Here is a 20058-nt window from a genome sequence, read left to right as displayed (position 1 = left end):
CTGAGCTTGTCGAAGTGCGCCCTTCGACAGGCTCAGGGACCGGGATGGTGTTGCTCAGGGACCGGGATGGTGTTGCTCAGGGACCGGCGACTGCGGCTCAGGGACCAGCGGTTGCGACTCAGGGACCGGTAGGCGAGGCCGTCCGCTGCCGCTCCTGCGGCTTCGCCGCGGACGTCAGGAACGACGCCAGGACGACCACCGCGAGCACGACGATCATCGCGCCGCGCAGACCGAAGTGCTCCCCGAGGAATCCGAGCAGCGGCGGCCCGACGAGGAACGCGACGTAGCCGGCCGAGGCCACGGCGCCGACGGTCGTCGTCGGATCGTCGCTCTCACCCGCCGCCGAGAGGGTCACCGGGAAGCCGAGCGCCGCACCGAGCCCCCACAGCAGCACCGCGAGCCCTGCGACGAGGACACTGTCGGAGAAGACGACGAGCGCGATCCCGACCGCCGACACCAGGGCGCTCACCCGCAGCACGTTGGCCTTGCCGAAGCGGGCGAGGAGCGGTTCACCGGCGAAGCGACCGATCGTCATGGCGAGTGCGAACCCGGCGAAGACGATCGATCCGACGGCGGCCGTGGTGCCGTGCCCGTCGACCATGATGAGCGGCAACCAGTCGCCGGCGGCGCCCTCGGCCAGCGCGAGGGCGAGCACGATGAGGCCGAGGAAGATCACGCGCTGCTGCCGCCAGACCGCGAGCTGTGCACGGATCCCGGGGGAGCCGGCACCCATGTCCGACTGTCGTCCCGTCTCGGCGGGGATCTTCGGGATCGCCCACAGCAACGCCGCCAGCGCGACGGTCGCGACGATCAGCAGATGGATCGTCACCGGGAAGGCGATCGCCGTGAGCGCGATGCCGGCGACCGAGCCGATGACGGAACCCAGGCTGTAGCAGCCGTGGAGCACGGGCAGGATGGACCGCCCGGACAGCTGCTCGATCATCGCGCCCTCGATGTTGATCGCGATCTCGGCGAGGCCGAAGCCCAGACCGATGCCGATCAGACCGAGGAAGACACCGACGCCCTGCCCGGCACCCGCCATGAGGGCGAGGAGCGCGAGTCCGATGACGAACGCCGCTCCGCCGATGATGATCGGGCGACGCGCACCGAACCGACGGACGAGCGCTGCGGACGACAGGATGCCCGTCATCGACCCGACGGAGATGCCGAAGAGGATGAGTCCCATCTCGGCGGTGCTCGCGTGCACGAGGTCGCGGACGGCCGGCGTCCGGACGATGAAGGACGACAGGCCCACTCCGACCGTGAGCATGAAGACGAAGATCGCCCCGCGCCGCCGCCGAAGAGGGGCGGACAGCGCGGGGCGGGGGTTCGCCTGACCGGCGCGAGCACTCATGCTCCGAGCCTAGAGGCGGTGGGAGTACCGGCCGGCAGGATTCAGGTGATCAGCCGGACGGGTTCTCGACGGGGTCGCCCTCGGCGTCGGTCCCCGTCTCGGGGTCGACCTCCTCGGGCTTCGGCACATCGTGCTTCACGTCGTCGTCGTGCGTGTGCGGGGGACCGGGGCGGGGGCCGTCACTTGACATCGCCACGCCATCCCTGTCCGGTCTGGCCCTCGGATTCGACGAGCTGCTTGAAGTTGCCGAGGTCCTTCTTGACCGCATGGCCGGCCACACCGACGGCTGCGCCGAGGTGCTCGAGGAGCCCCTTGGGCTCCCAGTCGAGCTGCACGGTGACGCGCGTCTTGGCCTCCTCGAGGCGGTGGAACGTCACGACGCCGGCGTGGTCGACCTCGCCACCAGTGCTGGTCCAGGCGACGCGCTCGTCGGGGTGCTGCTCGGTGATCTCCGCCTCGAAGGTGCGGGTCTGTCCGGCGACGCTGACCGTCCACTCGGTAAGGGTGTCGGTGACCTGCGTGATCGAGTCGACCTCGTCGAGGAACTTGGGGAAGTCCTCGAAGCGGGTCCACTGGTTGTAGGCGACGGAGACGGGAACGTCGACGTCGATGGTTTCGATGACCTGGGTCATGGGCGCCATCCTCTCTGGTTCTGCGGTACCTGCATGGGTCTCGTCCGGAAAGCCCGGACGCGACTGCGACGGTACGCGTGCAAGCTGCGATTCCGGGGGCATGGCCTCGGGCGCTGCAACCTGTTACCCTGCCCGTCGCGACGCGAGCGCTCGCTCAGAGCTGGAAGCGGTACCCCATGCCGGCCTCGGTGAGCAGGTGGCGGGGAGTGGCCGGCTCAGGCTCGAGCTTCTTCCGCAGCTGCGCGATGTAGAGGCGCAGGTAGCCGGTGTCGGTCACGTGCGTCGGACCCCAGATCTCAGTAAGCAGCATCTGTCGGGTCACGAGCTTGCCGGCGTTCCGGATGAGCAGCTCGAGCACCTGCCACTCCGTCGGCGTCAGGCGGACGGTGGCCGGGGACGCACCAGGGGTCTGCCTGGTGACCTGCTTCGCAGCGAGGTCGACCACGATGTCGCCGAACCGCACGGTGGGTTCAGCCTCGGCGCCGGGGACCCGCCGGGTGAGGGCGCGGATCCTGGCGAGCAGTTCGTCGATCGCGAAGGGCTTCGTCACGTAGTCGTCGGCTCCGGCGTCGAGGGCCTCGACCTTGTCGGTCGAGCCGGCACGACCGGACACCACGAGGATGGGCGCGTCGGTCCAGCCGCGGAGGCCCTCGATCACCTGCCGCCCGTCGAGCCCCGGCATGCCGAGGTCGAGCAGGTACAGGTCGGGCCGGTGCGTCGTCGCGGCGTTGAGCGCAGCGGTGCCGTCCTCGGCCGTGATGATCTCGTAGCCGCGGGCGGTGAGCGTGATGCGCAGGGCCCGGAGGATCTGCGGGTCGTCGTCGGCGATCAGGATCTTCATCGAGCGCTCCCCTCCTGATCACGTGCCGCAGGCAGTGACACCACCATGGTGAGGCCCCCACCCGGCGTGTCCTCCGGTTCGAGTGTGCCACCCATCCCCTCGACGAAGCCCTTCGACAGCGCGAGTCCCAGGCCGAGACCGGTGAGGTTGTCGGTGTCGCCGAGCCGCTGGAAGGGGACGAACACGTCCTCGCGTCGGTCGGGCGCGATGCCCGGGCCGTGATCCACGATGCGGATCTCGACGGCGTCGCGGAACCCGCTCGTCGCGATCCGGACGGGGGTGTCGTCCGGGCTGAAGCGCTGCGCGTTCGTCAGGAGGTTCACGATGACGCGCTGGAGGAGGCCGGCGTCCGCGAGGACGGGCGGGAGGTCGGGGGCGAGGTCGAGCTCGGCGTCCTGCGGCCCGATGCCCAGTTCGTCGAACGCCGGCAGGATCGCGTCCTCGACGTCGATCGGCGCGACGGTCACGGCGAGGACGCCGGCCTGGAGACGACTCACGTCGAGCAGGTTCGTGACGAGGGCCGCGAGCGTGCGCAGGCTGTCGTCGGCGGTCTCGAGGAGGTCCTGGCGGTCAGCCGTGGTGAGCTCGACGTCGGTCGCGCGCAGACCGGTGACGGCGGCGGTCGCGGCGGCGAGGGGGCGCCGGAGGTCGTGACTGACCGCCGAGAGCAGCGCGCTCCGCACCCGGTCTGTGGCAGCCAGCGGGCCGACCTCCCGGGCGGTGGCGCGCAGATCGGTGTGTTCGAGTGAGGCGTCGAGCTGCGCTGCGATGACGGCGAGCAGGCGGCGGTCGGACGCGGCGAGCACCCCGCCGTGCAGTTCGAGTACCGCGCGGGTGCCGATCGGGATGCTCGTGAAGTCGCCGCCGCGGGTCGGTTCGCCGTCGACCGCGAGGACCTGCTCACCCGCGACGAGGCGCACCCCGGCGAGCGAGAAGGACTCGCGGGTCCGGCTGACGAGCGCCTGCAGGGCGCCCTCGCCGCGGAGCACGCTGCCCGCGACCGTCGCGAGCAGCTCGGACTCCGCGGCCGCGCGCCTCGCCGTGCGAGCCCGTCGCGCCGAGAGGTCGACGACCCCGCTCACGATCACGGCGATGACGACGTACAGCACGAGCGCCACGAGGTGCGCCGGATCGTCGATCGTCACGGTGTAGAGCGGTTGGACGAAGACGAAGTCGAGCGTGACGCCCGACAGGACGGCAGCGAAGACCGCCGGCCAGAACCCGCCCACGAGCGCGACGAGCACGACGAGCAGCTGGTACGACAGCACCTCGCTCGTGATCGACTCCTCCGTGCGGGCGAGGTGGAGGAGCCAGGTGACGAGCGGCCCGCCGATGAGCGCGAGCGCGAAGCCCGCGATGTGGCGCCGTGCGCTCAGGGCGCCACCGAGCTTCGGCAGCCGGAACCGTCCGCCGGCCGCTTCGTGGTTCACGATGTGGACGTCGATGTTGCCCGACTCGCGGATGACCGTGTTGCCGATGCCGGGCCCCGTGACCGCGGCGGACAGGCGACTGCGCCGGCTGACACCGATGACGAGCTGCGTCGCGTTCGCCGCCTTCGCGAAGTCCACGAGCGCACGCGGCACGTCGTCGCCGACGACCTGGTGGAAGGTGCCGCCGAGGGTGTCGACGAGCGCTCGCTGCTGCGCGAGTGCACCGGGGTTCGCGGACCGGAGGCCGTCCTGCGTCGTCACGTGCACCGCGATGAGCTCGCCACCGGAGGAACGGGCGGCGATCCGTGCGCCGCGTCGGAGCAGGGTCTCGCCCTCCGGCCCGCCGGTGAGGGCCACGACGACCCGCTCGCGCGCCTCCCAGGTGCTGTCGATGCCGTGCTCGGCGCGGTAGTCGCGGAGGGCGGAGTCGACCTCGTCGGCCAGCCACAGCAGTGCCAGCTCGCGCAGTGCCGTGAGGTTGCCGAGGCGGAAGTAGTTGGACAGGGCGGCGTCGATCCGCTCGGCCGGGTAGACCCGGCCACCGGCGAGCCGGTCGCGGAGGGCCTGTGGAGCGAGGTCGATGAGTTCGATCTGGTCGGCCGCCCGCAGCACGGCGTCGGGGATCGTCTCCCGCTGCGGCGCCCCGGTGATCTGCCGGACGACGTCGTTCAGCGACTCGATGTGCTGGATGTTCACCGTCGAGAGCACCGAGACACCGGCGGCGAGCAGGGCCTCGACGTCCTGCCAGCGCTTGTCGTTCGTGGAGCCGGGGGCGTTCGTGTGGGCCAGTTCGTCGACGAGCGCGAGTCCGGGGCGGCGCGCGAGGACGGCCTCGAGATCCATCTCGTCGAGCGTCACGCCCCGGTGCTCGACACCCCGACGCGGCAGCGTCTCGAGCCCCTCGGTCAGGGCGGCGGTCGCGGCCCGACCGTGGGTCTCGACGACCGCGACGACCACGTCGACGCCCTCCCCGGCGAGGCGGTGCCCCTCCTCGAGCATGGCGTAGGTCTTGCCGACCCCGGGGGCCGCGCCGAGGAGCACCCGGAGTCGTCCGCGCTGCATGGTGTTCAGTCCTCCTGGAGCATGGCGCTCTGCCTGCCGACCTCGGGGGCCGCGCTGTGTCGTCCGCGCTGCATGGTCATCCGTTCAGTCGGGCCACGGCGAGGTTCAGCTGCAGGACGTTGACCGTGGACTCCCCAAGGTAGCCGAGGTCGGGGCCCTGCGTCAGACGCTCGACGAGCGCACGGACCTCGCCCTCGTCGAGGCCGCGCTCGGCGGCGACACGGGGCACCTGCAGCAGTGCGTAGGCCGGGCTGATGTGCGGGTCGAGGCCGGACGCGGACGCCGTCAGCGCGTCGGCGGGGATGTTCGACGGATCGACGTCCTCGAAGGCGGCGATGGCCGCGCGGCGCTCCTCGATCGAGGCGACGAGGTCGGTGTTCTCCGGCCCGAGGTTGCTGCCGCTCGACGCGCCACCGTCGTAGCCGTCGCCGGCCGCCGACGGACGCGACTGGAACCACTGCGGCAGCGGCTTGCCGTCGGCGTCGGTGAACGACTGCCCGATGAGCGCCGAGCCGACCGTCGTGCCACCCTCGGTGACCGCGGATCCGTTCGCCTGCCAGGACATCGTCGCCTGCCCGATGCCGGTGACGATGAGGGGGTATCCGACGCCGAGGACGACGGTGAGGGCGAGCATGGCCCTGATGGCGACCCAGTACTGGGCGATGCCGCTGCGGGATGCACTCATGATGATCTGTCTGCTTTCGTGTGCTGGGTGAGGTTCAGAAGCCGGGGATGAGGGTGACGACGAGGTCGATCAGCTTGATGCCGATGAACGGCGCGATCACGCCACCGAGCCCGTAGACCAACAGGTTGCGGCTGAGGACCTTCGAGGCGCTGAGCGGTCGGTACTTCACACCGCGGAGGGCCAGCGGGATCAGGATCACGATGATGATCGCGTTGAAGATGATCGCCGAGAGGATCGCCGACGCGGGGGAGTGCAGCTGCATGATGTTGAGCAGTGCGAGCCCCGGGAACACCCCGGCGAACATGGCCGGGATGATCGCGAAGTACTTGGCGACGTCGTTCGCGATCGAGAACGTCGTGAGCGCGCCACGCGTGATGAGCAGCTGCTTGCCGATCCGGACGATGTCGATGAGCTTCGTCGGGTCGGAGTCGAGGTCGACCATGTTGCCGGCCTCCTTCGCAGCGGAGGTGCCCGTGTTCATCGCGACACCGACGTCGGCCTGCGCGAGCGCCGGAGCGTCGTTCGTACCGTCACCGGTCATCGCGACGAGGTTGCCGCCCTCCTGCTCCTTGCGGATGAGCTCGAGCTTCTGCTCGGGCGTCGCCTCGGCCAGGAAGTCGTCGACTCCGGCCTCGGCGGCGATCGCCTTCGCGGTGAGCGGGTTGTCACCCGTGATCATGACCGTGCGGATGCCCATGGCGCGCAGCTCGGCGAACCGCTCCGCGATGCCGGCCTTCACGACGTCCTTCAGGCGGACGACGCCGAGCACCCGCGCGGTGCCGGCGGTGTCGGTCTGCGCGACGACGAGCGGGGTGCCGCCGCCGGCGGACACCGCCTCGACGTGCTCCTGGAGCTCGGCGCGGGTCGCCTCGGCGAGGGGGCCGAACGACTCCACCCAGGCCAGCACAGCCGAGCCGGCACCCTTGCGGATCTGTGCGCCGTCCGGCTGGTCGAGGCCGCTCATGCGGGTCTGCGCGGTGAACGGGACGATCTCGCCAGCCCCGGACCCGTCCAGGTGGATGCCACGCTCGGCCGCGAGGTCGACGATCGACTTGCCCTCGGGCGTCGGGTCGCTGAGCGAGGACCGGGCGGCGGCCTGAGCGAGCTCTTCCGGCGTGACGCCGCGGAGGGCGATGAACTCGACCGCCTGCCGGTTGCCGTAGGTGATGGTGCCGGTCTTGTCGAGCAGCAGGGTCGTGACGTCGCCGGCGGCCTCGACCGCGCGGCCGGACATCGCGAGTACGTTGCGCTGCACGAGTCGGTCCATGCCGGCGATGCCGATCGCCGAGAGCAGGGCGCCGATCGTCGTCGGGATGAGGCAGACGAGGAGGGCGATGAGGACCGGGACGCTGACGGGAGCCGCCGCATAGGAGGCGATCGGGTTGAGCGTCAGCGCCACGACCACGAACACGATCGACAGGCTCGCGAGCAGGATGTTGAGCGCGATCTCGTTCGGCGTCTTCTGCCGCGCCGCACCCTCGACGAGGCCGATCATGCGGTCGACGAAGGTCTCGCCGGGCTTCGAGGTGATGCGGACGACGATGCGGTCGGACAGCACGCGGGTGCCGCCCGTGACGGCGCTGCGGTCGCCGCCGGACTCGCGGACGACCGGGGCCGACTCGCCCGTGATCGCCGACTCGTCGACCGAGGCGATGCCCCAGACGATGTCGCCGTCGCCCGGGACGAGCTCGCCGGCGGTCACCACGACGACGTCGCCGAGGGTGAGGTCCGCCGAGGAGACCTGGCCGATGGCGGCGTGCTCCGCGGACGGGTCCGCCGAGGCGTCGTAGGCCGTGACCTGGTTCGCCATGGTCGAGGTGCGCGTCTTGCGGAGGCTGTCGGCCTGCGCCTTGCCACGTCCCTCGGCCACGGACTCAGCGAGGTTCGCGAAGACGACCGTGAGCCACAGCCAGATCGCGATGCCCCAGGTGAACGACGCCGGCACGGCCGACCCACCGGACTCCTGCGCGCCACCGAGGAACGGTTCGGCGATCGCGAGGACGGTGGTCAGTGCCGCGCCGACCTCGACGATGAACATGACCGGGTTCTTGACCATGAGTCGCGGGTCGAGTTTGCGGAAGGCGCCCGGGGTCGCGGCGAGCAGCTGTGCCGGGCCGAACGCGGCCTTCGCGGGCTCGTGGTGGTGGTCCTGCTCCTGCTCGGGTTCCGCCGGGGCGGGAAGCGTGTGCGTGGTGGACATGGTTTATGACAGCCCTTCCGCCAGGGGACCTGGCGCGAGTACGGGGAAGGAGGTGAGTGCGGTGATGATCACGCGGTGTGCGTCGTGGACCTGGCTCATGACAGCCCTTCCGCCAGGGGACCCAGCGCGAGTACGGGGAAGTAGGTGAGTGCGGTGATGATCACGGCGACACCGGTGAGGAGGCCGACGAACTGCGGCCGGTTGGTCGGGAGCGTTCCGGCGGTCGAGGGGACCCGGTCCTGTGCGGCCAGCGAACCGGCGAGCGCGAGGACGAGCACGATCGGGACGAAGCGGCCGAGGAGCATGGCGACACCGAGCGCCGTGTTGAACCACGGGGTGTTCGCCGTGAGGCCGGCGAACGCGGAACCGTTGTTGTTCGACGCAGAGGTGAAGGCGTAGAGGACCTCGGAGAGGCCGTGGAGGCCCGGGTTCCAGATCGACGTCGTCTCCACGTCCGAGCGGACGCCGGGGATGGCGAAGCTCAGTGCGGTGCCGGCGAGCACGAGGGTCGGCGTCACGAGGATGTACAGGCTCGCGAGCTTGATCTCCCGTGGGCCGATCTTCTTGCCGAGGTACTCCGGCGTCCGGCCGACGAGCAGCCCACCGATGAACACGGCGATGACGGCGAGGACGAGCATGCCGTAGAGGCCTGAGCCGACGCCGCCGGGGGCGATCTCGCCGAGCATCATGTTGATCATCGGCATCATGCCGCCGAGTGCGGTGTACGAGTCGTGCATCGAGTTGACGGCACCCGTCGAGGTGAGTGTCGAGGTCGAGCCGAACAGCGTCGAGGCGAAGACGCCGAAGCGCTGCTCCTTGCCCTCCATCGCGCCGCCGGCCGCCATCGGTGCCGCTCCGAGGCCGCGGGCTTCGAGCGCCGTGAGGATCGAGAACGAGGCGAGGAAGATGACGCCCATGACCGCGAGGATCGTATAGCCCTGCTTGTGGTCGCCGACCATGCGGCCGAAGGTGCGCGGCAGGGAGAACGGGATCGCGAGCATGAGGATGTTCTGCACGAGGCTCGTCCAGGCGGTCGGGTTCTCGAAGGGGTGCGCGGAGTTCGCGTTGAAGAACCCGCCGCCGTTCGTGCCGAGGAGCTTGATGGCCTCCTGCGAGGCGACCGGCCCGCCGGGGATGGTCTGCGTCGCGCCCGTGATGGTCGTGACGTCGGTGAAGCCGTTGAGGTTCTGGATGGTCCCGCCCGCGATGAGCACGACCGCCATGACGACGGAGAGCGGCAGGAGCACGCGGAGGGTGCCGCGGGTGAGGTCGACCCAGAAGTTGCCGATGGTGCCGCTGCGGCGACTCGCGAAGCCGCGGACGAGGGCGATGGCGACCGCGATGCCGACGGCCGCGGACACGAAGTTCTGCACCGCGAGGCCCGTGAGCTGCACGGTGTAGCCCATCGTGACCTCGGGGGAGTACGACTGCCAGTTGGTGTTCGTGACGAAGGACACGGCCGTGTTGAACGACAGGCCCTCGGGGACGGCGGGGAGGCCGAGCGCGAAGGGCAGGACGGCCTGGGCGCGCTGCAGGGCGTAGACGAGGAGGACGCCGACGAGCGAGAAGGCGAGCACCCCGCGGAGGTAGGCCTGCCAGGTCTGCTCGGAGCGGGCGTCGACACCGATCACGCGGTAGAAGCCGCGCTCGACGGCGAAGTCCTTACTGGAGGTGTACACCCGGGCGAGGTACTCACCGAGCGGACGGTAGAGCAGCACGAGGACCAGGACGAGGGTAGAGACCTGGAGGATCGCGAAGAGGGTCTGCATCAGAACCTCTCGGGTTTCACGAGCGCGTACACGAGGTACACGACGGCGGCGACGGCCAGGACGGCGGCGAGGAGTTCGAAGACGATCACAGTCTCTCCACTCCCCGGGCGACGAGGCCGACCAGAGCGAACACGGCGATGACGCCGAGTACGTAGACGAGGTCGAGCAAGAGGACTCCAGTGGGTGCGTGGTGCGGGTGCGTGGTGCTGTGTCCCGTTCGGGACAGCTCAGAGCCAACACCCGTCAACGACCTCCGACGGCGGTCCTCACGGTTTCCATACGCCTTCCGCGTGGATCCTCACGACCTCCCTACGGTGCGTGGTGCGCGGGGCTCGAACGCCCACGCGCGGGCGGGGTTGTCGCGGGTGATCGTCGACACCGCTTCCGCGCCGAGGGCCCTCGTCAACTGCGGTGCGACGGTCGTCAGGAGCGCTGTAGGACCGTACTCCTCCGGCCGCGCGCGGGAGGCGGACGTGGTCGTGTCGGCGCCGAGGAGCAGCGCGGGCAGGTGTCCGTCGTCGATGAGGATCTCGAGGATCCGCGCCAGTCGAGCGGGGTCCATCGGGTGGCCGGGCGACGGTGTGTCGATGCATACCCACGCGCCGGAGCGAGCCGCTGCGAGGATCTGGTCGACGTGAGGATTCCGGCCGAGATGCCCGAGGACGATGGACCTCGGGTCCACCGCCTCGGCGTCCAGCGCCTCCAGGACGCGGTCGGGCGCGGCTCCCTGCTCGAGGTGCACCGCGATGGGCACACCGGTGGCGTGATGCGCCATCGCGGCGGCCCGCAACGCGTCCCGCTCGTCCTCGGCGAGGCGGTCGGGGCCGACACCGATCTTGATCAGTCCGCACCCGTGCCGGTCGACGTCGTCGATGAACGCCGCGGCGAGCCCGTCGGCCGAGCGCGCGGGTTCCGCAGCACCGTCGGGGTAGACGCGTCGCAGATGTCGTCCGGTCGCCGCCACGACGTGGACCCCCGTCGACGCACTGATCCGCCGGAGTGCCGGGAGGCCGCGTCCGAGACCTCGAGGCGTCCACTGGACGACGGTCCTGCCGCCCGCCGCTGCGAACCGCTCGACCGCGGTCGTGGCGTCAGGCTCCTCGACGAGGTCCTCACCGGCCAGGACCGGTGTCCGCAGGAAGAGGTGGTCGTGGGAGTCGACCACGCCCGCGGTGGCCGGGTCGATGTCGCCGAGCACCGTGCGGATCACCCGGGTCATCGCGTGTCGGCATCCACGCCGGTCGCCGCTTCGGGGAGGAGTCGCAGGGCCGCCATCACCCGGGGCAGCCCGACATACGGCACGAGGTGGACGAGCGCCTCGGCGAGCTCCGTCCGGGTCATCCCGATCCGGAGCGACGTCGTGAGGTGGCCGCTGAGTTGCGGGTCGACGCCGCCGAGCGCCGTCAGCGCGCCGATGATGAGCAGTTGTCGGTCGCGCGGCGTCAGGCCCTCGCGCTGATACGTCCCACCGAACACGGCGCCGACGATCCACTCGTCGAAGCCCGGCGCCGCCGCATCGACCGTAGCGCGCCAGGCCGCGGTCGTCGTCTCGTCCTGCAGCTCCGCCAGTCGTTCGCGGCCGGCCGCCACATCGAACACCCCGTGCATCGTCTCTCCCTGCATCATCGTTCCCTCGCTCGTCCCAGTTGTAACGGTTGACACGTTACACTCGAACCATGACGACCGAGACCGACTTCCGCTTCGACGGCGGAGCCACCTGGCTGAACCTGCTCGCCACGCAGGGACAGAGCTTCGGAACGCGGCCGGTGGAGCGGATCGGGACGCCCGAGGCGGCGCATCGGTGGCTCGGCCTGGTCGGGTTCGGTGTGGATGGCGAGCTGAGCGCCGACGACCTCGACCGCCTCGTGCGGCTGCGGGAGTCACTCCGCGAGCTGGCGATGGCGTCGGTCGCCGGGCGCGAACCGGCCCCGGATGATCTCGCGCAGGTGCGTCGGCACGCGTCGAGGTCGGCCGGAGCGCTGTGGAGCGGTCCCGCTCCGGATGGCGTCCCGCTCGACGCGGCGCTCGCCGCGATCGCCATCCAGGCACTGGTCATGCTGCAGGGGCCGGACCGGGCGTTGTTGCATCAGTGCGCCGAGGTCGACTGTCGCTGGGTGTTCCTCGACACCTCCCGCAGGCGGCACTGGTGTCCGTCGCCGGCCTGTGCCAGTCGGGGTCGGGTCCGCGCCCACCGCGCACGACAGGGTGGCCCGAGCGCCGACTGACTCGGGCCGACCCTCCTCCGCGACGTGCAGTGCCCGCGATGCTCAGTGCCCGAGCGTGTGGGCGTGATCCGGCACGTACCGGTACCGTTCGCGCGCGGGTCGGTCGTACCCGTCGGCGCCCGGCCGCTCGGGGATGTCGATCGGCTCGGGGGCGCGCTGCTCGTAGGGGATCTGAGAGAGCAGGTGCGAGATCGCGTTCAACCGGGACGCCCGCTTGTCGTCGCTCTCGATCGTCCACCAGGGTGCGTCCGCGTGGTCGGTGGCCTCGAACATCTCGTCCTTGGCGCGCGAGTAGTCCTCCCAGCGGGTGATCGACTGGAGGTCCGTGTCGGACAGCTTCCAGCGACGCATCGGGTCGTCGAGACGCGAGCGGAACCGCTGCTCCTGGACGTCGTCGGAGACCGAGAACCAGTACTTGATGAGGATGATGCCGTCCTCGACGAGCATCCGCTCGAACACGGGAGTCTGGCGGAGGAATCGCCGGTACTGCTCAGGGGTGCAGTAGTCCATCACCCGTTCGACGCCGGCACGGTTGTACCACGAGCGGTCGAACAGCACGATCTCGCCCGCCGTGGGCAGGTGCTGGATGTAACGCTGGAAGTACCACTGACCACGTTCCTGCTCACCGGGTGTCGGCAGGGCCGCGACCCGGGCGGACCGTGGGTTCAGGTATTGGACGATGCGCTTGATCGCGCCGCCCTTGCCTGCGGCGTCTCGGCCCTCGAAGACCACGACGACCCGTGCGCCGGTCTCGATCACCCAGCGCTGCATCGCGACCAGTTCGATCTGGAGTCGTTCCAGTTCCGCTTCGTAGCGGTCCTTCCGGATGCGTTTGGGTGGCTTGTTCCGGTTCGGAGCCTTCGACATGCTGCGTGTTCCCGCCTGTCCCCGCGAGGACTGGTTCGACGCCTGATCGGCGCGTTGGTGCAGTGCTCGGTGCCCGCCCCGGCGGAGCGGTACTCCCGCCCAGCCTGCGCCTGCCGATCGATATCCGTGGGGGCGTGTCATCCGTGCGCCGACAGGCGTATAGTCACGCGCGCGCTGCGATCAGTCCGAACGGGTCAACCCGTCGCGGAGGGCGACGAGATGGGTGCGGCTGCGGTCGAAGGCCGCGGTGGCATCGCGATCCACGACCGCCTGCACGATGTGCTCATGGACGAGCTGGTCGTGGTCCGTCCCCGGCGCGCCACTGAGGCGGAGCATCTGGATCATCGCCTCGCGGCTGCGCTCGGCGAAGGTGTCGAACAGTTCGGTGAGGATCTCGTTCCCGCTCGCGGCCACGATGCTCCGGTGGAGCGCCGTGTCGGCGTCGACACGACCCTCGATGGTCGCGCGATCGGCGTTCCGATGGGCCAACGCTGCCCGGATGGCGGTCAGGTCGGACGCCGTGTGGCGTTGCGCGGCGAGGGCTGCCGCTTCACACTCGATGGCGATGCGCGCCTCGATGACCGAGCCGATCGCGGTCCGCAGGACGAGCGCGTCCCAATCCTGGACCGGCGTGCGCGACCGGAGGAAGTTCCCCGATCCCTGCCGGCTCGACAGCACGCCCTGGCCGGCCAGCTGGCGGATCGCCTCGCGCATCGTCGACCGGCCGACACCGAGCTGCGGTGCCAGGGTCGTCTCGCCGGGCAGCTTCTGGCCGATCTCCCACTCACCGGCCTGGATGCGCTGCAGGAGCAAGCGTGCGACCTGGTCGGAGAGTGATTCGCGGTGCACGGTGTCCATGTGTCGATCATAGTCCTCAGCTTGTCTGACAAGTTGTGTTAGCGTAGCCGCGTGATCCCCGCAGACTCCCGACTCTCCACCCCCGCCGGTCCTGTCCCGCCCTCCGCGCCGAGCTGGAACCGACAGCGGCACTCCCAGATGCCGTCCCATCGCTACCAGGACCTGTACTCGCGGGTGGACGTCCCCCTCCTCGACCGCACCTGGCCGTCGAGACGGCTGACCGAGGCGCCGCTCTGGGTGCCGGTGGACCTGCGCGACGGGAACCAGGCGCTTGCCGAACCCATGGACTCCGAGCGGAAACGGGTCTTCTTCGAGCTGATGGTCACGATGGGGTACAAGGAGATCGAGGTCGGCTACCCCTCCGCCTCGCAGACCGACTACGACTTCGTCCGCCTGATCGCCGAGACCGACATCGCTCCCGAGGACGTCACGATCGTGGTCTTCACACCGGCCCGCCGCGACCTGATCGAGCGCACCGTCGAGTCGATCCGTGGGATCCGGAACCCGGTCGTCATCCACCTGTACACCGCGACGGCGCCGCTCTGGCGGGAGGTCGTCCTCGGACACGACCGCGACTCACTCCGCGCGCTCATCCTCGCCGGCGGCGCCGACGTCCTCGAGTTCGCCGGCGATCTCGACGGGGTGCGGTTCGAGTTCTCCCCGGAGGTCTTCAACCTGACGGAGCCGGACTACGCCCTCGAACTCTGCGACGCGATGACGACCCTCTGGGACGCCTCGACGGACCGACCGGTGATCCTCAACCTGCCCGCGACCGTCGAAGCGGCGAGCCCGAACGTCTACGCCGACCAGATCGAGTACATGCACCGGAACCTCGACCGGCGCGACGCCGTCATCCTGTCGGTCCACCCCCACAACGACCGCGGCACGGGGATCGCGTGTGCCGAGCTCGCGGTCCTCGCGGGCGCCCAACGCGTCGAAGGGTGCATCTTCGGCAACGGCGAGCGGACCGGCAACGTCGACCTCGCGACCCTCGCGCTCAACCTGCACGCCCAGGGCGTCGACCCGATGATCGACTTCTCCGACATCGACCACATCCGGCGGGTCGTCGAGCACAGCAACCGCATCGAGATCCACCCGCGCCACCCCTACGTCGGCGAGCTCGTCCACACCGCGTTCTCGGGGACGCACCAGGATGCGATCAAGAAGGGCTTCGCCGAACACCGGGCGCGGGCTGAGGCCACCGGCAGCCGCCCGGAGGACCTCCCGTGGCGGGTGCCCTACCTCCCGGTCGACCCCGCGGACCTCGGCCGGAGCTACGAGGCGGTCATCCGCGTGAACTCGCAGTCCGGCAAGGGCGGCATCGCCTACCTGCTCGAACGCGACTACGGCATCGAGATGCCCCGTCGTCTCCAGGTGGACTTCTCGCGTCGCGTCCAGCAGCAGGCGGACGAGACGGGTCGCGAACTGGACGCCGAGGCGCTGCTCGCGGCGTTCGAGCGCAGCTACCTGTCGGCGACGCCGTCTCGGGTCGAGCTGCTCGAGGTCGATGTGGCGACGACCGGCGAGACCTGGCGGACGACGATCGGTCTGCGGATCGACGGGGACCGCCATGAGGCCACCTTCGCCGACGTCGGTCCGGTCGAGGCGGCGACCCGTCTCCTCGCCGACCACGGCGTCCACGTCGAGATCGTCTCCCTGCATCAGACCTCGCTCAGTGCCGGGAGTGGCGCCGAGGCCCTGACCCTCCTGGAGATCCGCCGCGGGGCGGAGACGGTGTGGGCAGCCGGGCGCCATCGCTCCGTGCTGGAGGCGTCGGTCCGCGCCGTCGTCAACGCTGCGAGCCGGTAGTCGCCCTGCCCTACGCTGGGAGGCTGAGGGCGTCGAGGGGATCTGGATCAGTGGAACTGCGGTGGCTGACGGCGCCCGAACACGAGGTCGCCGCGGCGATGGCGGACGAGCGTCGCTCCGGCCGGCCCAAACGGGTGCCCACCGGGCGGAGAGTGCTCTTCCATCTCTACTTCAGCCTCGTCCTCTGGTACCTGGCGATCGCGCTCGTCTCGGTCGGGGTCAGCGTCGACGAATACCACGACCGTCGCGTCGAGCCTGATGACGTCATCGGCCTGGTCGTCGCCGCGCTCGTCCTCGTCGGGCTGCTCGTCGGTGCCTGGTTCCTGTACCGCTGGTCGCGACGCCCGCCGTCGCCGAAGGCGCGTCTCGCCGGATGGCGGACCCATCTGACGGCGGTGGTCAACGGCTTCGAGGAGCAACCGAAGGGTCGGGCGATGTTCTCCTCGCTCATCACCACGACGGGGAAGTACAACAACGCCTTCATCTCCACGCCGGGACCGCAGGTACAGTCGTACCCGCGATTCGTCCGCGGGAACATCGAGTTCGGCAACCTGGTCGACGACGTGAAGCGGTCGAGGGACTGGCATTACCTCGTGGTGCGGCTGCCGGCACCCCTCCCGCACCTGCTGCTCGACGCGACGACGAACGACACCGTCCGCAGCGACCTGCCGCCGGGCCTCGACCGGGGTCTGCAGATCTCCCTCGAGGGCGACTTCGACCGGTGGTTCCGCGTCTACGCGCCGTCCGGGTACGGAGCGGACGCGCGATACGTGCTGACCCCCGACGTGATGTCGTCGCTCGTCAGCACCGCGGCGTACTACAACGTGGAGATGGTCGACGATCGGGTCGTCTTCTTCAGCAGGCCGGCCGCCGACTTCGCCTACGCCGCTCCCTGGGTCGCCATCGATGCGATCCTCACCGACCTGGTGCCGCGTCTCATCACGAGGGCCGAGCGGTACCGCGACGAACGGGTGGCGGGACAGGACGCCGAGAGCGTCCTCGAGGCGGCGCGGGACGCCATGGAGGCTGAGCAGGTCTGGACCCGGAAGGAGACGGTCGTCGGCGAGGAGGGCCGTCGCCTCACGGTGCGCGCGCGCTTCCATGCGGTCTGGGTGGCTGTCGGCGCGGTCAGTTGGCTCGTCACCCGCACGCTGCTCTACTTCATCCCCGCCGCCTTCGCCTTCGCGGGGTTCATGTCCGTGGTGGACGGGCGCTAGCCGCGACCGAGTCGCCCGAATCTGCTCGGATCCACGTCCAGATCGGACAGATCCGGGCGACTCAGCGGGCAGGTCGCGGAACATCCGGCGGCGCCTTCGCGTTCGCATCGGTGTGACCCTCACCGCGACCCCTCCAGCGTCGACGATCGACACCTTCGATCGCGCACTCGCGAGCCTCGAGTGGACGATCCACGGCACCGACCGCGACCGCCTCGCCGCGGGCACACCGCTGCGGCGACCGCACACGGCGTCCGGTTTCGTCTACCTCTCCAGCGGACGCGTCCGCCTCACCGCCGCCGACGGCACCCGCGACCTCGACGCCGGCGACCTCGTCTTCTTCCCCCGCGCCCACGCCACGACGGTGGTCGCGCTCGAGGACGCCGAGCTCCTCGACGTCGCCTTCACCCGGCCGGGTCAGCGCCAACAGGTGGCGGAGACGCTGCCCGAGCACCTGTACGTCGCCGACTTCGCCGGTCAGGAGCCCTCGATGGTGGCGCTCATCAAGGGCATGGGCTGCCCGCAGGCGACTGGTCGTCCGCGGCCGGGCGACGCCGTCATCTGCAGCCGCATCGCGACCACCATCGTGTCGGCAGCGCTCCGCACGTGGAACGAGGCCGGCTGCGCGCCGGATCGCTGGCTGCAGCGCATCGGCGACCCGCACATCGGCGCGGTCCTCGACGCCCTGCACGCCGAACCGGGGCGACCGTGGACCTTCGAGACGCTCGCCCGCATCGCCATGATGTCGCGGTCGGCGTTCGCGGAGCGGTTCCGCGAGGTCGTGGGGCACACCCCGCGCGCCTACCTCACGACCGTTCGCATGGAGACGGCCAAGGGACTCATCCTCACTGGCGACGCGTCCGTGGCCGAGCTCGCCGGCACGCTCGGCTACGTGTCGGAAGACGGCTTCGCGCGCGCCTTCCAGCGGTACACGGGCCTGACGCCGGCCCGTTGGCGCGCTGAGGCGGCGCAGGCCGCTTAGGTGCTCGGTCGGACCGCCCTCGGCATCACCGCGCGGTGCGCGCCGACCCGAACACGATGCCGCCGACGATCGCGGAGATCGCCGCGACCGTGAGCGCCGGGACGATGCCGACCGCGTCGACGAGCAGTCCACCCGCTCCGGCACCGACGGTGATGGCGAGCTGGAACCCTGCGACGACGAGTCCGCCACCGGACTCCATGCGGTCCGGCACGAGGCGACCCATCCACGTGCTCAGGGTCGTCAGCCAGGCGCCGAAGCCCATGCCCCAGGTGGTGATCGCGATGGTCACGATCCAGGGTTGCCCCGGGAACAGGGTCACGAGCGCGATCGAGATGCCGATGAAGGCCGGGACGACGTAGCGCAGGGCCGCCAGGTGGCGGTCGACGAGGAGTCCGATCACGAAGTTGCCGACCACGCCGCCGAGACCGAACGCGGCGAGCAGGACCGCGACACCGGCCGCGTCGAGGTCGGGCACCCGCTCGATCGCGAGCCGGATGTAGGTGAAGGCGATGAAGTGCCCGAGGACGGTCAGGATGTGCCCCGTCAAGCCGACGCGGATGCCGGGGACCCGGAGCGTGTCGACGAGTGACCGCAGACCGCCGCTCGACGGAGCCGGCGCGACGGGCGGGAGGACGAGCCGCAGCGCGACGGCCACCACCGCGGTGATGACCGCGACGCCGGCGAAGATGAGGCGCCAGTCCATGACCGAACCGAGGTAGGTGCCGACCGGGACGCCGGCGACCGTCGCGACGGTGGTGCCGGTGTTCACGAGCATGATCGCCCGGCCGAGGTGGTGCGGCGCGGACAGTCGGGCGGCGATCGCGATCGACATCGCCCAGAACGCGCCGAGGGCCGCGCCGAGCAGGAGTCGGGCGATGAGCAGCATCACGAAGTCGGCGGAGATCGCGACGAGCGCGCTCGACACCGCGGCGGCGGCCGCGAGCAGCACCAGCAGAAGACGGCGGTCGAGTCGCGGGACGAGGATGCCGATCGTCGGTGCGGTGAGGAACCCGATGAAGGCGGTCGCCGTGACGGCCTGACCGGCCTGGCCCTCGGTGATCCCGAGCGACGCGGCCATCGACGGGAGCAGGCTCGGCGGCAGGAACTCGGCGAGCACGAGCACGAAGCTCGTCGCCATCATGACGGCGACGGCCGCCCATGCGGTCCGCGTGCGCGGGGCGTCGGACGCGGCTGCGTTCGTCGTGGGGACCGAGCCCGTTCGTGGTGCGTCGAGCTTCTCGTCTGTCGTCATGCTCTCAGCTTGCCGGAGCCGTGACCCCTCCACCCGACGCCCAGTCCACCCGACCCGACCGTCCGTCCACCCCGGCACCCGTCCCGGCGTCGCTGAGTCGCCCGTTCCTGCACGAAAGTCGCGGATATTCGTGCAGGTTCGGGCGAGTCAGTGCACCTTCCTGGCAGATCGGTGAACACCGCGTCAACAAGTTGCACTGAGTGCATCGGTGCACGTAGTGTACCCACGTGTCCACCACCGCCCCCGCCGAGGATCGACGCGCCGCCCTCCGCGCGCGCCACCATCGGGCGATCCTCGACGCCGCCCGCGTCATGATCGCGGAGCAGGGCATCGCCGGCTTCAACGTCGACGTCATCGCCGAACGCGCCGATGTCTCCCGTCGCACGGTGTTCAACCACTTCTCCTCGATCGACGACCTCGTCACCACCTCATGCACCGAGGAGCTGGCCGTCGTGATCGAGAGCTTCCGGTCCGCCGTCAACGCACGGCCGGCAGGCCCGGGGTCGCGCGTCTCGATGTTCGAGGACGTCGCCGCAGCGCTCCGCACGACCGACATCCCCCGCGTCATCGCCTTCCTCTGGAACGCGCTCGGCGGCTTCGCACCCGACGACTCGCGCCCGCAGCAGCTGTTCCAGGCCACCTTCTCCCGCACCACCCAGGAGCTCGCCCACGAGCTGGCCGAGCGCAACACCGACGTCGACGAACTCGAAGCCGGCTTCCTGGTCTCCTCCCTCATGCACGGTGTCGAAGTGCTCGCCCATCACTGGATCGCGAGTACCGGCGCCACCACGGACGATGAAGCCCGTGCCCTCTGGACCGACCTGCTGGAACGGCTCATCGCGAGCGTCCGCACCGGCTACGCGTCCACGCACTGATCC

Annotated in this window: 19 protein-coding genes; 5 read left to right on the top strand and 14 right to left on the bottom strand. The window is 70.3% G+C overall.

Annotated elements, in window-relative coordinates:
* Positions 1–118: 118 nt before the first annotated feature.
* From ACZZZB_RS07720 to ACZZZB_RS07670, 11 genes are all read right to left on the bottom strand, one after another.
* Positions 119–1354, bottom strand: coding sequence for an MFS transporter (locus ACZZZB_RS07720; protein WP_463529342.1), 1236 nt, complete (start codon positions 1352–1354; stop codon positions 119–121).
* Positions 1355–1403: 49 nt separating this feature from the next.
* Complete coding sequence (locus tag ACZZZB_RS07715; RefSeq protein ID WP_159877259.1) at positions 1404–1544, bottom strand: hypothetical protein; 141 nt, start codon at positions 1542–1544, stop codon at positions 1404–1406.
* The gene (locus ACZZZB_RS07710) at positions 1534–1986 is read right to left on the bottom strand and encodes an SRPBCC family protein (RefSeq protein WP_191940288.1); all 453 of its coding nucleotides are present in this window, start codon (positions 1984–1986) and stop codon (positions 1534–1536) included. The genes ACZZZB_RS07715 and ACZZZB_RS07710 overlap by 11 nt, the downstream gene beginning before the upstream one ends.
* A 154-nt stretch (positions 1987–2140) precedes the next feature.
* Complete coding sequence (locus ACZZZB_RS07705; RefSeq protein ID WP_159877263.1) at positions 2141–2827, bottom strand: response regulator; 687 nt, start codon at positions 2825–2827, stop codon at positions 2141–2143.
* Positions 2824–5319, bottom strand: a complete 2496-nt coding sequence (locus ACZZZB_RS07700; RefSeq protein ID WP_463529341.1) for a sensor histidine kinase — start codon at positions 5317–5319, stop codon at positions 2824–2826. The genes ACZZZB_RS07705 and ACZZZB_RS07700 overlap by 4 nt, the downstream gene beginning before the upstream one ends.
* 76 nt (positions 5320–5395) lie before the next feature.
* Positions 5396–6004, bottom strand: coding sequence for a potassium-transporting ATPase subunit KdpC (gene kdpC / locus ACZZZB_RS07695; protein WP_191940291.1), 609 nt, complete (start codon positions 6002–6004; stop codon positions 5396–5398).
* 34 nt (positions 6005–6038) lie between these two features.
* Complete coding sequence (gene kdpB, locus ACZZZB_RS07690) at positions 6039–8204, bottom strand: potassium-transporting ATPase subunit KdpB (protein WP_463529340.1); 2166 nt, start codon at positions 8202–8204, stop codon at positions 6039–6041.
* Positions 8205–8299: 95 nt separating this feature from the next.
* Positions 8300–9973: a potassium-transporting ATPase subunit KdpA gene (gene kdpA / locus ACZZZB_RS07685; protein WP_194643523.1), complete on the bottom strand. Its 1674-nt coding sequence runs from the start codon at positions 9971–9973 to the stop codon at positions 8300–8302.
* Positions 9973–10062, bottom strand: coding sequence for a K(+)-transporting ATPase subunit F (gene kdpF / locus ACZZZB_RS07680; protein ID WP_056009336.1), 90 nt, complete (start codon positions 10060–10062; stop codon positions 9973–9975). The genes kdpA and kdpF overlap by 1 nt, the downstream gene beginning before the upstream one ends.
* Before the next feature lie 209 nt (positions 10063–10271).
* On the bottom strand, positions 10272–11192 hold the full coding sequence (locus tag ACZZZB_RS07675) for a phosphotriesterase family protein (RefSeq protein WP_463529339.1): 921 nt from the start codon (positions 11190–11192) through the stop codon (positions 10272–10274).
* Entirely contained in the window at positions 11189–11596 is a 408-nt protein-coding gene (locus tag ACZZZB_RS07670) for a carboxymuconolactone decarboxylase family protein (protein WP_463529338.1), read from the bottom strand. Before ACZZZB_RS07670 ends, ACZZZB_RS07675 begins: the two co-directional genes overlap by 4 nt.
* Before the next feature lie 53 nt (positions 11597–11649).
* On the opposite strand from ACZZZB_RS07670, the gene ACZZZB_RS07665 reads away from it, so the two are divergent.
* Positions 11650–12198, top strand: coding sequence for a CGNR zinc finger domain-containing protein (locus ACZZZB_RS07665; RefSeq protein WP_463529337.1), 549 nt, complete (start codon positions 11650–11652; stop codon positions 12196–12198).
* Positions 12199–12240: 42 nt separating this feature from the next.
* Here the strand turns inward: ACZZZB_RS07665 and ppk2 are convergent, their stop codons facing one another.
* Both ppk2 and ACZZZB_RS07655 read right to left on the bottom strand, forming a co-directional pair.
* The gene (gene ppk2, locus ACZZZB_RS07660) at positions 12241–13065 is read right to left on the bottom strand and encodes a polyphosphate kinase 2 (RefSeq protein ID WP_463529336.1); all 825 of its coding nucleotides are present in this window, start codon (positions 13063–13065) and stop codon (positions 12241–12243) included.
* Positions 13066–13245: 180 nt separating this feature from the next.
* Complete coding sequence (locus ACZZZB_RS07655; RefSeq protein ID WP_191940296.1) at positions 13246–13923, bottom strand: FadR/GntR family transcriptional regulator; 678 nt, start codon at positions 13921–13923, stop codon at positions 13246–13248.
* Positions 13924–14061: 138 nt separating this feature from the next.
* Here ACZZZB_RS07655 and ACZZZB_RS07650 point away from each other — a divergent pair, with 138 nt between their 5' ends.
* The 3 genes from ACZZZB_RS07650 (at position 14062) to ACZZZB_RS07640 (ending at position 17928) form a co-directional block, all read left to right on the top strand.
* Complete coding sequence (locus tag ACZZZB_RS07650; protein ID WP_463530548.1) at positions 14062–15732, top strand: 2-isopropylmalate synthase; 1671 nt, start codon at positions 14062–14064, stop codon at positions 15730–15732.
* A 50-nt stretch (positions 15733–15782) separates the two neighbouring features.
* Positions 15783–16949: a hypothetical protein gene (locus ACZZZB_RS07645; protein WP_463529335.1), complete on the top strand. Its 1167-nt coding sequence runs from the start codon at positions 15783–15785 to the stop codon at positions 16947–16949.
* A gap of 112 nt (positions 16950–17061) precedes the next feature.
* Positions 17062–17928, top strand: a complete 867-nt coding sequence (locus tag ACZZZB_RS07640; RefSeq protein ID WP_463529334.1) for a helix-turn-helix transcriptional regulator — start codon at positions 17062–17064, stop codon at positions 17926–17928.
* Between the two features lie 25 nt (positions 17929–17953).
* Here the strand turns inward: ACZZZB_RS07640 and ACZZZB_RS07635 are convergent, their stop codons facing one another.
* Positions 17954–19180: an MFS transporter gene (locus tag ACZZZB_RS07635; RefSeq protein ID WP_426738267.1), complete on the bottom strand. Its 1227-nt coding sequence runs from the start codon at positions 19178–19180 to the stop codon at positions 17954–17956.
* A 227-nt stretch (positions 19181–19407) separates the two neighbouring features.
* Between ACZZZB_RS07635 and ACZZZB_RS07630 the strand changes: the two genes are divergently transcribed.
* Entirely contained in the window at positions 19408–20055 is a 648-nt protein-coding gene (locus ACZZZB_RS07630) for a TetR/AcrR family transcriptional regulator (RefSeq protein ID WP_064296018.1), read from the top strand.
* The last annotated feature ends 3 nt before the right edge of the window (positions 20056–20058 follow it).

Source organism: Plantibacter sp. AC185, assembly GCF_979258065.1.
The sequence above is the reverse complement of the archived record's forward strand: the minus strand, read 5'-3'. Positions and strand labels throughout refer to the sequence as shown.